General features: G+C 60.3%; 10 protein-coding genes and 5 pseudogenes. 11 read left to right on the plus strand and 4 right to left on the minus strand.

The annotated features are described in order from the left end of the window. Positions 1 to 2: 2 nt before the first annotated feature. The 5 genes from EOD15_RS01210 (at position 3) to EOD15_RS01230 (ending at position 5,438) form a co-directional block, all read left to right on the plus strand. The gene (locus EOD15_RS01210) at positions 3 to 989 is read left to right on the plus strand and encodes an ABC transporter permease (protein WP_127408241.1); all 987 of its coding nucleotides are present in this window, start codon (positions 3 to 5) and stop codon (positions 987 to 989) included. After that, complete coding sequence (locus tag EOD15_RS01215) at positions 986 to 1,915, plus strand: ABC transporter permease (RefSeq protein WP_127308897.1); 930 nt, start codon at positions 986 to 988, stop codon at positions 1,913 to 1,915. The genes EOD15_RS01210 and EOD15_RS01215 overlap by 4 nt, the downstream gene beginning before the upstream one ends. Continuing rightward, the gene (locus EOD15_RS01220) at positions 1,912 to 2,919 is read left to right on the plus strand and encodes an ABC transporter ATP-binding protein (RefSeq protein WP_127320659.1); all 1,008 of its coding nucleotides are present in this window, start codon (positions 1,912 to 1,914) and stop codon (positions 2,917 to 2,919) included. Before EOD15_RS01215 ends, EOD15_RS01220 begins: the two co-directional genes overlap by 4 nt. After that, positions 2,912 to 3,913: an ABC transporter ATP-binding protein gene (locus EOD15_RS01225; RefSeq protein WP_127308895.1), complete on the plus strand. Its 1,002-nt coding sequence runs from the start codon at positions 2,912 to 2,914 to the stop codon at positions 3,911 to 3,913. Before EOD15_RS01220 ends, EOD15_RS01225 begins: the two co-directional genes overlap by 8 nt. Before the next feature lie 82 nt (positions 3,914 to 3,995). Continuing rightward, positions 3,996 to 5,438 carry an amidase gene (locus EOD15_RS01230; RefSeq protein WP_127320658.1) on the plus strand — a complete coding sequence of 481 codons (1,443 nt, stop codon included), beginning with the start codon at positions 3,996 to 3,998 and terminating at the stop codon, positions 5,436 to 5,438. A 46-nt stretch (positions 5,439 to 5,484) separates the two neighbouring features. Here the strand turns inward: EOD15_RS01230 and EOD15_RS01235 are convergent, their stop codons facing one another. Together EOD15_RS01235 and EOD15_RS01245 are read right to left on the minus strand one after the other, a co-directional pair. Further along, on the minus strand, positions 5,485 to 6,081 hold the full coding sequence (locus EOD15_RS01235; RefSeq protein ID WP_127320657.1) for a hypothetical protein: 597 nt from the start codon (positions 6,079 to 6,081) through the stop codon (positions 5,485 to 5,487). Between the two features lie 311 nt (positions 6,082 to 6,392). Beyond that, complete coding sequence (locus tag EOD15_RS01245) at positions 6,393 to 7,604, minus strand: tyrosine-type recombinase/integrase (protein WP_245463538.1); 1,212 nt, start codon at positions 7,602 to 7,604, stop codon at positions 6,393 to 6,395. A gap of 124 nt (positions 7,605 to 7,728) precedes the next feature. Here EOD15_RS01245 and EOD15_RS01250 point away from each other — a divergent pair. The 6 genes and pseudogenes from EOD15_RS01250 to EOD15_RS01275 all read left to right on the plus strand — a co-directional run. After that, positions 7,729 to 7,872: pseudogene (locus EOD15_RS01250) on the plus strand (transposase domain-containing protein); the annotation flags it as partial. Positions 7,873 to 8,109: 237 nt separating this feature from the next. Beyond that, positions 8,110 to 8,442: a hypothetical protein gene (locus tag EOD15_RS01255; RefSeq protein ID WP_127308894.1), complete on the plus strand. Its 333-nt coding sequence runs from the start codon at positions 8,110 to 8,112 to the stop codon at positions 8,440 to 8,442. Positions 8,443 to 8,455: 13 nt separating this feature from the next. After that, positions 8,456 to 9,014 (plus strand): annotated as a pseudogene (locus tag EOD15_RS01260) (tyrosine-type recombinase/integrase); the annotation flags it as partial. After that, positions 9,011 to 9,890, plus strand: a pseudogene (locus EOD15_RS37310) (tyrosine-type recombinase/integrase); the annotation flags it as partial. The pseudogenes EOD15_RS01260 and EOD15_RS37310, both read left to right, overlap by 4 nt. A 245-nt stretch (positions 9,891 to 10,135) precedes the next feature. Beyond that, positions 10,136 to 11,017: a tyrosine-type recombinase/integrase gene (locus EOD15_RS01270; protein ID WP_127320656.1), complete on the plus strand. Its 882-nt coding sequence runs from the start codon at positions 10,136 to 10,138 to the stop codon at positions 11,015 to 11,017. 12 nt (positions 11,018 to 11,029) lie between these two features. After that, positions 11,030 to 12,227, plus strand: a pseudogene (locus tag EOD15_RS01275) (IS91 family transposase). Positions 12,228 to 12,686: 459 nt separating this feature from the next. Here EOD15_RS01275 and EOD15_RS01280 read toward each other — a convergent pair. Then, a complete protein-coding gene (locus EOD15_RS01280) occupies positions 12,687 to 13,694 on the minus strand; it encodes a tyrosine-type recombinase/integrase (protein WP_127321397.1) in 1,008 nt (335 codons plus the stop codon). After that, positions 13,691 to 13,934 (minus strand): annotated as a pseudogene (locus tag EOD15_RS01285) (integrase); the annotation flags it as partial. The gene EOD15_RS01280 and the pseudogene EOD15_RS01285, both read right to left, overlap by 4 nt.

The raw sequence follows: 13,934 nt of genomic DNA on the forward strand, positions 1-13,934 counted from the left end.
CAATGGGAGGGCCAAGGAGCCGGCGCATCGTGCGCATCGTCATTAGGGCGATTGTGACACTTCTGATGGTGGGAGTCCTGAACTTCGTTTTGTTCAGGATCATTCCGGGCGACCCAGCCAAGCTTCTGCTCGGCGGAGCACGCAGCAGCGTGACAGCCGAGCAAATGCAGGCGCTGCGCCAGAACTGGGGCCTCGATCGGCCGCTATTCCCGGACCAGGTTATCGACTACTTGTCGGCAACTATTCAGGGCAATTTAGGCTACAGCTTCAAGTTCAGGGGCAGACATGTCGCTGACCTAATCTTGGAGCGTTTGCCGGCCACCATTGCCCTTGTAGGTCTAGCCCAATTAATCGCCATCCCATGGGGTGTCATGCTTGGCCTATATGCAGGGTGGCGCAGAGGAGGTGCCGTCGATCATATCGCCACGGCAACCTCTCTGGCGCTCTATTCGACACCCTCGTTCTGGCTCGGCATGCTCCTGGTGGTAGTCTTCAGCACGGCATTGGGTTGGTTTCCCGGCTACGGTGCATACTCGCCCGGCGCGATCACGGGCTCCCTTGGTTCGTTCCTCGACTATCTGCTGCATCTCACGCTTCCGGTTACCGCGGTGGCACTTGGGCTGATCGGCCAATACGTCGTGGTCGCACGTGCAGCGATGAGTGACGTAGTCACAGAAGATTATATGGTAACTGCGCGGGCCAAAGGGCTGACCAACCGTCAGATGCTAATGCGTCATGCATTTCGCAACGCAATGTTGCCCGTCGTAACGCTGATTGCTCTTAATCTTGGCTACGTAGTCGCCGGGGCCATCACCATCGAAGCCGTATTCGCCTGGCCGGGTATCGGAGGGCTGACAGTGGAAGCGCTGAATGCACGGGACTACCCTGTCCTTCAAGGCATATTTCTGTTGCTTGGTGCGTCGATTGTTGTCGCAAACCTTGTAGCCGACCTGGCCTACGGCTTTCTTGATCCGCGAGTCCGGCAATGAGCGAAGGAACAGTTCGGTATCCCCCGCGAGGCCGAGCGCGAGCGATAAAAAGCTTTCTGCGTCAATTTCTTGGCCGGGGCGGTGCTCAGGCTGGCGTCCTATGTTTAGTCTTCTTTCTTGTGCTGGCTGCCGTCCCAAATATCCTTGTAGGACCGCTCCAAACTGCAATCAACGCTACGGGCGATTTCCTCGCGCCACCATCAAGCCAGCATCTGCTGGGCACCGATGATGTGGGGCGAGACGTGCTCAATCTGGTTGTCCATGGTGCCCGGATATCGCTGACGATCGCGGTGCTGGCGACCGTGATAAGCCTTGTCTTCGGCACCACTGTTGGTATCAGCGCGGGCTATTACGGTGGAAGGGTTGACGTCTGGCTGATGCGCTTGACGGATTTCTTTTTTGTCATGCCCTCCTTCGTGCTGGCGCTGGTCATCACGCCAGTAATCCTTGAAGTTTGGGGGCGCGGTGGAGATATCTTCGGGTTCCGTCCTTCTCTTTTTGTGATTATTGTCGTTATCGGAATGACGAGCTGGGCTTTTGTTGCGCGGATCGTTCGCAGCCAAACGCTGTCGCTTAAGGAGCGAACATTCGTAGATCGCGCGCGGGTTGTGGGCAGCAGCAATATCGTCATCATGGTAAAGCACATCCTGCCCAACCTCGTGCCGCAAATCACGGCCAATGGCGCTCTAGTTGTCGCAGGCGCAATCTATGTTGAGACATCGCTCTCGTTCCTTGGACTTGGCGACCCTTTGCAGCCTTCATGGGGCACTTTGCTTGCGCTCGCTCAACGCGCCGGTGCTGCCAGTGCAGGAGCCTGGTGGGACCTCAGCCCAGGAGTATGCGTCCTTACGGTTTCGCTTAGCTTCGTCCTGATCGGCAATGCCCTCGACGACACCTTTAACCCACGACGCAGGGTGATCCCATGATAAACTCGTCCCAGGACAACGCACCGCTTCTGGAGGTCGACAGGCTCTCTGTCGATTATGGGCTCAAGGGCGTTTCATCGCGTGCGATCGACCGCGTGAGCTTCGCGCTCCGGGCCGGAGAGGCGGTTGGCCTCGTCGGTGAATCGGGCAGCGGGAAGACTACGACTGCAATGGCGATCGCGGGTCTGCTTTCACCCAACGCGCGGGTCAGCGGGGGTGAGGTACGATATCGCGGTAAGCGACTGCCGATCGATGACGATGCGGCGATGCGGCCACATCGCTGGAGTGAAACGTCCGTTGTCTTCCAGGGCGCGATGAATGCGCTTAATCCTGTTCACCGCATCATCAAGCAGATAGCCGAGCCGTGTGTGCTGAAGCTTGGCATGTCGCGTGTCGAGGCAACCGCGCGGGCAAGAGAACTGCTCGAACTCGTCGGCATTCCGGCAGATCGCGGCGCTGCCTATCCCCACGAGTTGTCGGGCGGTATGCGACAAAGGGTGATGATTGCCATGGCGCTGGCATGTCGCCCCTCGATCGTCATTGGTGATGAGCCGACCACGGCGCTCGACGTCATTACCCAGGCTCAGATTCTCAAACTGCTGGGTGACTTGCGATCGCAGCTTAACCTTGCTCTCATTTTAATCACTCACGATCTTTCTGTGGTGGCTGAGGCTTGTGATCGGGTGATGATCATGTATTCCGGCCGCCTCGTCGAGGACGGCACTGTCGCTGAGATCTTCGGCAAGCCTAAGCACCCGTACACGCGATTGCTGATCGACTCGATCCCGAACCCGGCGAACGGCAAAAAGGTGATCCGGCATATACCCGGTGATCCCCCCAGTCTGGTGAATCGGCCGTCGGGGTGCGCCTTCCATCCACGTTGCCCTTCGGCCATGGGGGTATGCCAGACAGAAGTACCTAGCCTCACTGGAGTCGGGCGGGGACGCGTCGCCTGTCACCTTCACCGGTTCTTGCAAGAAGACAAGGTCGCTGCTCATGCCTGACAACGCCAACTTCCTGCGTCTCGAGGGCCTGCAAGTTCACTTTCCCATACAGGGTGGGCTGTTCGACCGCGTCTTGGGCCGACCTCCCCGCGCCGTCCGCGCGGTGGACGGGATCGATCTCAACATCAGACGGGGCGAGATCGTCGCCTTGGTCGGAGAGTCGGGAAGCGGTAAAACGACGGTAGGCCGCGCAATCACCAAGCTTGCACAGCCAACAAGCGGCAGGTTGTTGTTCGAGGACGAGGACATGAGCTCAGTGCGCGGCTCTTCGGCCCTGCGTCCTTACCGGCACCGCGTGCAGATGATCTTCCAGGACGCTTATCAGGCGCTCAATCCGCGCCACACCGTGTTTGAGATTGTGGCAGAGCCATTGCGGTCACTGCAACTGGTCGAGGGCGGGAAGCAGCTTGCAGATCGTGTGAGCGAGGCGCTTGCAGCCGCCGGGCTCAATCCTCCTGGTGATTTCTTTTCCCGTTTCCCGCACGAGCTGTCTGGTGGCCAGCGCCAGCGGGTGGTGATTGCCGGAGCGCTTGCCGTGAAACCGAAGCTCATCGTCGCCGACGAACCTGTGTCAATGCTCGATGTTTCTATACGCGCACAGATTCTTCAGGTCTTGGTCGACTTGCGCGCAAAGCACAACATGGCGTTGCTGTTCATCACCCACGATCTTCCGCTTGCGTGGTTGATCGCCGACAGGATTGCCGTTTTGTATCTTGGAAAATTGGTCGAGATCGGCAGCGCCGACGAGATCACATTCAATCCACACCACCCTTATACGGTCGCACTGCGCAACGCGACGCCGCAAATTCGCAGCGACGCTAGTCGCGTCGGTCTGCCGGCGTTGCAAGGAGAGGTTCCAAGCGCCGCACGCGTGCCCAAGGGCTGTCGTTTCCATCCTCGCTGCCCGGTTGCCTTCCACCGCTGCAAGGAGGAGGAGCCGCCGGCCATCGAGGTGGCCGCGAACCACACCGCTGCATGTTGGCTGGCGACATAACTCCGTCCAGCAAGACATACCCACGTTGATTTGAATGCCGTCGTTAGACGTAATGTTTAACAATCAACCCGAGGCTGCATTAATGAAATTAAATGAGTATACAGAATTCGACGCTACCGGTTTGGCAGCTCTGGTCAATCAAGGGGAGGTCACCGCTTTGGAACTGACGGGTTTGGCGCGGCAGGCTTACGACGATGTGAATCCACGCGTCAACGCTGTAATCGAATTCTATGAAGACGCCGAGACAATTTCAGGCCCAGCTTCCGGGCTTCTGAACGGTGTGCCTTTCCTTCGCAAAGATATTGGAGCCAGCGAAGCTGGACGTCTCCAGGAAATGGGAAGTCGGCTGTTCAAAGGTTGCCGTTCCAAAACCGACAGCTTTTACTTTCGGCGCGCCCGGGATGCTGGACTTCGAACAATCGGAAGAACAGCAACGCCGGAGCTTGGTATGTCCGGTATGACTGAAACGATTGTCAATGGGATTACTTGCAATCCGTGGGATTTGAACCGTTCAGCAAGCGGCTCTTCTGGAGGTGCTGCGGCGGCAGTGGCGGCTGGGATCACACCAATCGCGCATGCAAGCGACGGTGGTGGATCCATTCGACAACCTGCGGCTTGGTGCGGGCTTGTTGGGCTGAATCCGTCTCGCGGTCGCATTTCTGGTGGCCCGAATGGTCAAGACGGGTGGTTCGGTCTATCTAGGCATTTTGTCCTATGTCGAACTGTGCGAGATATGGCAGCAGCGCTTGATGTCTTTTCTGGTCACGAGCCTGGGGACCCATTTGTTATCGTCCAGCCGAATCGCCCTTACGTTGAGGAACTTTTACACTCCACCGGGCACCTGAGGGTCGGGCTTGCCAGGACAAAATGGGGCCCGGTTGATCTCGAGCCTCAAGTTCTACAAGCGGTCGACGGGATCGCGTCACTGCTCGAAGAAATGGGACACTCGGTAGTAGAAATCGCCCCGCCATATGAATTCGAAGAATTGCCGAAGATAATGCTGGGGTTGTCAGATATGGGGGCAAGTTGGCTCGAAAGTGCGGCGCGCGCCTTGGGACGCTCCATTAGCGCAGACACCCTAGAGCCGGTTAACCTTAAACTTTATCAACGAGGGCAGAAGCAGCCTCTCTCAATCTCAACTGAGATACATGAGGCCATCCGAGGAATGCGGCTCAAGGTGGGCGAGGCAATCAATGCCTTCGATATACTTTTGACCCCGGTAATGTCGACCGTCGCCCGGCCGCATGGCGGGATCGACACCTTGACCAATGAAACCGTCTCGGTAGAAGAATTTATACAAGCCGAGTATCAAGAAGGTGGCCACCTCGGCGTGTTCAATGTGACTGGTCAACCTTCGGTCAGTTTGCCTCTGGCGCAAAGCACTGATGGACTGCCGATCGGCGTTCAGATCGTCGGCCGTTTTGGGGATGAGGCAACACTGGTCCGTATGGCACGAGACCTAGAGGATGCCCGACCTTGGATTGACCGGCGTCCAAACGTACGAGCTGGGGTTTCGCGGGCTTAATCTGCAGTCTATCGTGCAGGTCTTTCTATAAAGGACCACATCGTGCTCACCAACAATGGCACGGCCTTCGCGCCAACCTGCCCAAGAACCGCCACGGCTGCCTGGTCCAGGGGTGATACTGCTCGGTCAGCCGGCGCTGAGGTTTTTGCGGTGCAGACGCGGTCGAAGATGGATCCAGAAGGTTTCGGCTGGACGTACGCCGCCGGTGAAGCTTCCGAATAACCACATCGTCGGCTTGAGAGCGATGTCGTGCAACCGGGTCATGCCCGCCAGACGACCATATACCCGGAGGCGGATCATGGTTGCGGGCGAGATAGCCGCCAAGCATGGCGATTTGCAGCAGGTAAGCGGCGAGAGTGGTCCGTTGGAGGCGCGGTCGCGTTCGGGACGCGTCGATCGGGTTGAGCGTAGTGATCTCGGCGAAGGTGAGAACGCTGTCGGGCGCGGCGTCTGGCTTGGCTCGCGCCGACATCGTGACGAAGAATATGCGCCAGCTGACCACCGCGATGAGGGCGAGGAACTTCGCCAGCCTCTCGGCGGTCTCGAGCCTTGCCTCCTCGGCACGGCAGCCGGACTTCATGACCTTGTGGAACACCTCCGCCTTCCAGCGCAGGGCATACCAGCCGAACTTCTCGACCGCCACGGAGAGATCTTCGACCGGTAAGTCGTCACCAGCTTCCAGTCGATCGTAACCGCCCGATTGTCACCGCCTGCCTGACATTATAGCGCGACAATCTGGGAAAGAGGTCGTATTGCCTCACGTAACGACGCTCCCCGAGATTCGAGCGTTGCGCTGGCAATGAAGTGGGTGACGTTGATCGGCCGACAACCGAGTTGGTCCATCCGCCTAACCGATGTGCGCTGCTTCGCTCTGCACCTCGCTCATTTCGACCCCATAACGGAAGTGCCACCTCAAGACGCTGTGTCGCCGGCGCGGCGTGCAAAGCCCTACATCTATAACGATGCTGAGATCACGGCGCTTCTGGCGGCGGCACTGTCGCTGCCGCCGGCCAACGCCCGAAGCAACTGGCCGATCTCGGCAAAGCTGGCCCCCGACCGCAGCAGGTCGGTCGCAAGGCTGTGGCGGAAGAGGTGCGCGCCGTGGTGCGCATAGCCGTGAATACCCGCCCGCTCTAGGGCCTCCTTCGCGATCATCGTGATGGCGCAGCCTGAGGCAAAGCCGACGTGCGGAGCAAGCATTCGCAGAAATAACCGGCGACACGGTGAAGCCGGCCGCCCATGCCGGATGTAGGCGACGATAGCTGCACCGACGTCGTGGCGTAGCGGCATCATCGCTTGCCGCCGTCCCTTGCCATGGACGAGGACACTGCCCGACTGCCAATCGATATCGTCAAGACTGAGCGCGGCAACCTCGCTGGCGCGCAAGCCCAGCTTGGCCAGCGCCATCAAAACCGCATAGTCGCGAAGCCCCATTGCCGTGGTCCGATCGCAGGCATCGAGAACCACCTGAACCTTCTGTGGTGGCAGGAAGGTTGGTAGGCCAGCAAGCCGCCAGCGACGGATCGACGGCACACAATCGGCCAAGGCCACCGAAATGAAGCTCTTCAGATGCAAATAGCGCAGGAAGGCGCGCACCACCCCGCACATCGCCTTGCCGCTGTCGGCGGAGCCATCAAGAGCATGTCGCTCGACATAACCGATGACGATCTCCGGGGTGAGCGCTGCAAACCCATCTGCGCCAGCCGGACAGACCTCCTGCAGAAATCGGCGTGAGAGCAGCTTGTGGCTTTCCACCGTCGAGGCGGCGAGCCCTCTCTCATTCGTGAGGTAAGCCGCGAACACATCAACAATCTGCTCGTACTCCGTGCGCTCAATCGGAAGGGCGGTTGGTATCAAACCTTCTTGCCGTAACGCGGCAAGCAAGCGCCGGAGCGCCGATCGGTCGCCCGAATCGATGCTCCAGTGTTTGGAACGGTGCTCAAGAAACCGCTCAACATGAACTTCGCTTAAATCCTGGAGATCGTGCCCGTTGCCGACATGCCAGTCTTTCAACTCACGAAATATGCTTAGCGATCGCCAGGTGCATTGCCGACCGAAGCCTTCGTCCGACAATCTGCCCGCATAAACGCGTGCAAACTCGCCATATGGCCCGTGGATCAGCTTCCGATAAAGTGCGCTGCGTTGCAGATACTCATTCGCGTTCATGTGTCCTCTCCTTCGCGCCAATCGCGACGGAGAGACCCTAATCTATGCCGATCCTGCAGCGGCTAAGTCATGAAAAACGTTGGCGGAAACGCGCCCGCTCGGCATAGTTCGGTGGTCGGCATAAACCTGCAAGCTGAACGACGTCGAGCCGCTCGGCTACCTCGCCGACGTGCTCACGAGGATCATCGACGGCCACTTGAACAGCCAGATCGACGATCTCCTGCCCTGGGCCTACATCACCCCTCCAGAGCTTAAGGCCGTAGCCTGAGAACACCGCTACGATGAAAGCACACGAGGCGGATAGTTAGTTGAAGCAGCCGGAAGCTATCACGCCGGGTTCAACCACGATAGGTTCTGGCATCAACTGGGTTGGCCAACGAGACACACCCACCAGGCGGGCTACAGGGATGGCGATCACACCTACGCCCTCGGCAGTGGCCAATGCGATTGCGTTGATGAAGCTTCGGATGTGCCCATTGAATGAGGCGGCGGCATGCGGCACATAATGAGTGACCACAAGCACGGCATTTACGAGAACTGTGGATGCGATAAATGCACAGCGGCTCGCGGCGGCTCCGAATCGGCTGCCCTCTCGGAAGTGCCTGAAAGCACATACGTGCTTACGGTAGAAAAGATAAAGCCAGTCTGGGCTGCGCTCCTTGCAATGGCGGAAGACATCCGTAGCGGCCAAGACAACCTTTCTGAGGCGGATTGGCCCGCTGCTGATGCAGTTTTGGCGGATCTAACGCAGATCATGGAAGCTCGCCGCTTCCTGGAGCAGAAAGCGGCAGAAAATACGGGGCATCCATTTTGTCATTTTGTCCATGATGTCGGCTAGTTGCTGGTGGCCCCTGCGTCGCTGGACATATCATTGTCTGTTCGGATTGATAGCGGTCGCCGGGCTACGCCATTCCGAAGCGCTCGACCTGCGCCGAGACGACGTCGATCTCGACCAAGGTATCCTCACCATTCGGGAGACGAAGTTCGGCAAGTCGCGGCTGGTCCCGCTCCATGCCACGACGGTCGCCGTGCTGTCGGACTATGCCGCGCGACGCGACGCGCATCTCGTCGCGCCTCGTAGCCCCTATTTCTTTGTCGCCGAGCAGGGCGGCAGATTGCTGCACCAATACGTGCACCGGGTGTTCTGGCAGCTGTCGCGACAGATCGGTCTGTGGCAGCGGGGGCAGAGCAATGGTCCGCGGATTCACGATCTTCGTCACCGTTTCGCAGTCCAGGCCCTGACCAATTGGTATCGTGCGGGCGAAGATGTCGAGCGGGAACTGCCGGTCCTCTCGACCTTTCTCGGCCACGCCAATGTTCGCGACACCTACTGGTATCTATCCGCCGCGCCGGAGCAAAATGACCCATGCCGCGCGACTGCTGGATGAGCGGTGGGAGGTTCGCTCATGAGTGCCTCGAACGATCTGGCCGTGCTGATCGAGCGATGGTTCACCGATCGGCTCATGCGACATCGAGGCGTAAGCTCCAACACCATCGCCTGCTATCGCGACACCTTCCGGCTCCTGTTTGCATTCGCGCAGACACGCCTTGGCAGGTCTCCGTCGCAGTTGACACTTCGGGATTTGGACGCGCCTTTCATCGGCGCATTCCTGGAAGACATCGAGACACTGCGATCCGCCTCAGTGAGGACCCGGAACCTCCGCCTCACGGCCATTTGGTCTTTCTTTAGATATGCGTCGTTCGAGGAGCCGGCCCATAGCGCCCAGATTCAGCGCGTGCTCGCGATCCCGTGCAAGCGATGCGATAAGCGACAGCTTCAGTTTCTCACCAGGCCCGAGATTGAAGCGATCCTGGCCTGTCCGGATCGCAGCACATGGCTGGGACGGCGTGATCACACTCTGCTGTTGCTGGCCGCGCAAACGGGGTTGCGGGTCGGAGATCATCGATCTCGACCGGGACTCGGTGATGCTGGGGCACGGTGCCCACGTGCGATGCGTTGGCAAGGGCCGCAAGGAGCGAAGTACGCCGCTCCCCAAGGTTGCACAGCAAGCCCTTCGGGGCTGGCTCAACGAGCCCAGGAAACGGGGTGCAACGGCTCTCTTTCCGAACATGCACGGCGGCAGGCTGAGCGCCGACGGCGTGCAGGCGCTGCTGAACAAATATGTCGCCAAGGCTCGCGAACACTGCGTCACCCTCCGCTCGAAGCGGGTGTCGCCACATGTTTTGAGGCACAGCGCTGCAATGGAGCTGCTGCAGGCGGGCGTCGATTGTTCGGTCATCGCCCTATGGCTGGGCCATGAGGCGATGGAAACAACGCTGACCTATCCGGCAGCGCCGAGCATTGGGCGGTGATCGCTTGGCTGATCGAAACCTGCTTATGCCGCACGCGGCATAAGCAGGTCTGGACTAACCCGCTCCGCGATTGCGGAGCGGCAAGGAGGGTGTGTGCCGCCGGCGTGACCTGATCGCGTCGTCTGTCGCGCTGGTCATGTGTCCACAACAAGCTCCGACTGCGTCAGCATGGAGTGGCTGCTTGCAGCCCATTCCATCGGACAAAGGAGGAGTTTGTCATGACCCAACTTCGCCAACGCATGAGCGAGGACATGCAGGTGCGCAACTTCGCGCTCAACACCCAGCTGTCGTATCTGCAACAGGTGTCGCTGTTCGCCCGATACTTCTGTAAGTCACCGGACTTGCTCGGGCGCGAGGACATTCGGACCTATCAGATCTATCTGGCCAACGAGAAGAAGCTGGCGCCCGGCTCGATCCACACCGCCATTGCGGCGCTGCGCTTGCTCTACACTGTGACACTTGAGAGGGACTGGGTGCCTGAAGAGGTCCTGCCGCTTCCCAAGAAGCCGCAGAGGCTGCCGATCGTCCTCAGTCCCGAGGAAGTTCAGCGGTTTCTCGGCTGTGTCCTCGACATCAAACATTACGCCATCCTGACTACCTGCTATGCCGCCGGCCTGCGCATCTCGGAAGCGGTACAGCTGAAGCCCACGAACATCGACAGCCAGAGAATGGTCATTCGCGTCGAGCAGGGCAAAGGCCAGAAGGACCGCTACGTGATGCTGTCGCCCAAGCTCCTGGAGATTCTGCGCAAGTATTGGAAGGTGCGTCGGCCAGAGGCGTGGCTCTTCCCCGGCGATCGCGCCGGCCAACCGATCACCAGGGATGCGGTGGGACAAGCCTGCGCGAAGGCGCATGACCTTTCCGGATTGTCCAAACCGGTCACGCCACACGGCTTGCGGCACGCCTTTGCCGTCCATTTGCTGGAGGCCGGTGCCGACGTGCGCACCATTCAACTGCTGCTCGGTCACAGGAGCCTTGCGACCACCGCCCATTACCTGCGGATTGCCACCAACAAGGTCTGCGCCACGTCGAGCCCCTTCGGGCTTTTGCCGCGTCCGGCGCCCACCATGCCGCCGCCTGCCAAGCCGCAATACTTCTGAACGGTCACGGCAATGGCCCGCTCGGGGCCGGAAGTGGCGGATATCTTCCGCTACTACGGCGAAGCCTATCGCGCACAGCATGATGCGTCGCTGTCGGTCGCCCAGCGCCGTGTCATGACGGCTATTGAACTGTGCCGGACCGCCGCGCTCGGCGGGCACGTCGAAGCATGTGATCAATGCGGCCACCGGCGCATCGCCTTCAACAGCTGCCGCGACAGGCATTGTCCCCGCTGCCAATCTCTGGCCCGCGCGCAATGGCTGGAGGACCGTCGCGCCGAGCTTCTCGACACCCCGTACTTTCACGTCGTCTTCACGCTGCCGGAGCCCATTGCCGCGATTGTATCAGAACAAGGCACTCGCCTACGGCCTGCTCTTTCGCGCTACCGCGGAGACGTTGCGGACGATCGCCGCCGACCCCCGACATCTCGGCGCCGAGATCGGTTTCTTCGCCGTGCTGCACACCTGGGGGCAAAATTTGCTGCACCACCCCCACCTGCACTGCGTCGTGCCGGGTGGCGGGTTCTCGCTGGACCGCACGCGATGGATCGCCTGCAAGCCCGGCTTCTTCCTGCCGGTCCGCGTGCTCTCGCGCCTGTTCCGACGATTGTTTCTGCAGCACCTGGAGAAAGCCTTCGACGCCGGCCAGTTGAAGTTCTTCTCTGACTTGCAGGCCTTGAGCGAGCGCAATGCCTTCCAGCGCTATTTGGCGCCGCTACGAAAGGCCGAGTGGGTCATCTATGCCAAGCCGCCCTTCGCCGGACCCGAACAGGTCCTCGACTACGTCGGCCGCTATACGCACCGCGTCGCCATTTCCAACAATCGCCTCGTCGCCATCGAGGACGGCAAAGTCGCCTTTCGCTGGAAGGACTATCGGCACGGCAGTCGGCAGAAGGTCATGGCCGTCGCGGCCGATGAGTTCATTCGCCGCTTCTTGTTGCACGTCCTGCCCGAAGGCTTCCATCGCATCCGCTACTACGGCTTTCTCGGCAATCGCTATCGTGCGCAAAAGCTCGCCCACTGCCGCGACCTGCTCGGCATGCCGGTTCCCGAGCCCTCGGATAGCCGATCCGCAAAGGACTATCGCGACCGCTACGAGGACCTCACCGGGCATTCCCTCAGGCAATGCCCCGCCTGTCGTCAAGGCCAGATGATCATCATCGAAACATTCGACGGCGTCACCGGACGCCCGCAATACCAGGATACGTCATGAAACAGGGGCGTCGCCTTCGTTGTCATAGTAATCGCGCCGGCCGGCTCGGAAGCCAAACTGAGCCGGTCCTGCAAAAGTGTGCGCCGTCATCACCGGCAACCTCTCCCAGGCAGGGGCCGGCGCCGATCCTCACATGCCGGAACCGATATCTGTGCCGCTTTCGGCGTATGCCACGCCTTCAGTTGCCGCGGCCGCGACCGGATCCGCACCGTCATGCGATACCTGTTCATGGGTGCGGCCCTAATTGAAAACCCATAGCGGCCACCCTTGCCCGCGGCTTAGTCCAACACGTTTTTAGCTCACCGTCGCGATCCACCGCAGCGCGCTCTCGCCACCCGCCTTTCTGCGCGACGCCAAGCTAAAAACGCTCTGCATTATGCGTCGGGCGAGATTATGTGGCGGAGCCGCCCTGACCGCTTTCGGGCCGGCCAAACCCAGCTTGCCTCCGCCACATAATATTCAGATGGAGTTCAGCAGTTGCAGAACGGAGTCATTCGGTCGGAATCGCGCGCCGTGATCGCCGTTGACGCCGGCCTTCTCGAGTCCATTGCGCATCATCTCGACATCCGCTGCGGTATAGTGGTGGGTCGTGGCGACCTGTGCGTGCCCGAGCCAGGCTTGGATCGTCAAAAGGTCCACGCCAGACTGGAGAAGCTTCATGGCGAGGGAGTGCCGGAAGATGTGCGGCGATATGGGCTTGTCGGCCAAGGCTGGCCTGATAGGCACGGCCTCGGCCGCCGCACGCCGCACGATATGGGTCGCTCCGAAGCGAGTCAGGCGCTCGTTGCGGGCGCCGACGAATATCGGTCGCGGCTCGTGATGGGTGATCCCGCGCTCGCCCAACAAGGTCGTCAGCGCTCGCGCCAGGTCCTTAGGAATGGGCACGACGCGGTCTCTGCGCCCCTTGCCGCGCAGCAGCACTTGCGGGTGAGAGCGCTCCAACTGAAGGTCATTTGCGTTGACGCCGGTGGCTTCCGAGACCCGGGCGCCGGTCCGTGCCAGGAAGAGCAGAAAGGCTCGGTCGCGCCGACCACGAGGCGTCTTTGGATCGGGCGGCGCGATGAGGGTATCCACTTCGGCCTTGGTGAGATGGTGCGTTACCTCGATGTGTGCCCGTTTAATGGGAATCGACAGCACGCGTTGGGCGACACCGAAGGACGCCGGGTCGGCGGCAGCGACGTGGTGGAAAAAAGACCGGATCGCGGCCAAGCGGGCGTTGCGCGTCGCGACGCAATTGTTCCGCTTCTCCTCGAGTTCGTCGAGAAAAGCGAGAACGAGGTCTCGATCGAGATCTTCGAGCGCCAACGCCGCCGGCTTCTTATGCAACCGGTCGGCGGCAAAGAGGATCAGCATGCGCAAGGCGTCGCGATAGCTGGCCACGGTCGCGGGAGTCGCATTGCGCTGCTTCGTCAGGCGCCGGCGGAAATAGGACTCCAGGAGCGGCGCCAGGAGCAGGTGTTCGCTCATGCTGCGCCTCCATCGAGGGCGGCACGCTCAGCCGCGATGGCGAGGAGCTCCGCCGAGCCCGTGAGGTAGTAGGCCGTGTCGCTGTAACTGGCGTGGCCGAGATATGTGGCGAGCAAAGGCAATAGCGCCTGAACGTCTGCGCGCTGTTGGTGCCAGAGGCTGAGGCGGGTCACGGCGAAACGATGCCTGAGATCGTGTGGCCTTAACGGCTTGCCGCCATCAAAGTCGGCGAGTTTACGG

This window comes from Mesorhizobium sp. M7A.T.Ca.US.000.02.2.1 (assembly GCF_003996995.1).
Taxonomy (GTDB): Bacteria; Pseudomonadota; Alphaproteobacteria; order Rhizobiales; family Rhizobiaceae; genus Mesorhizobium.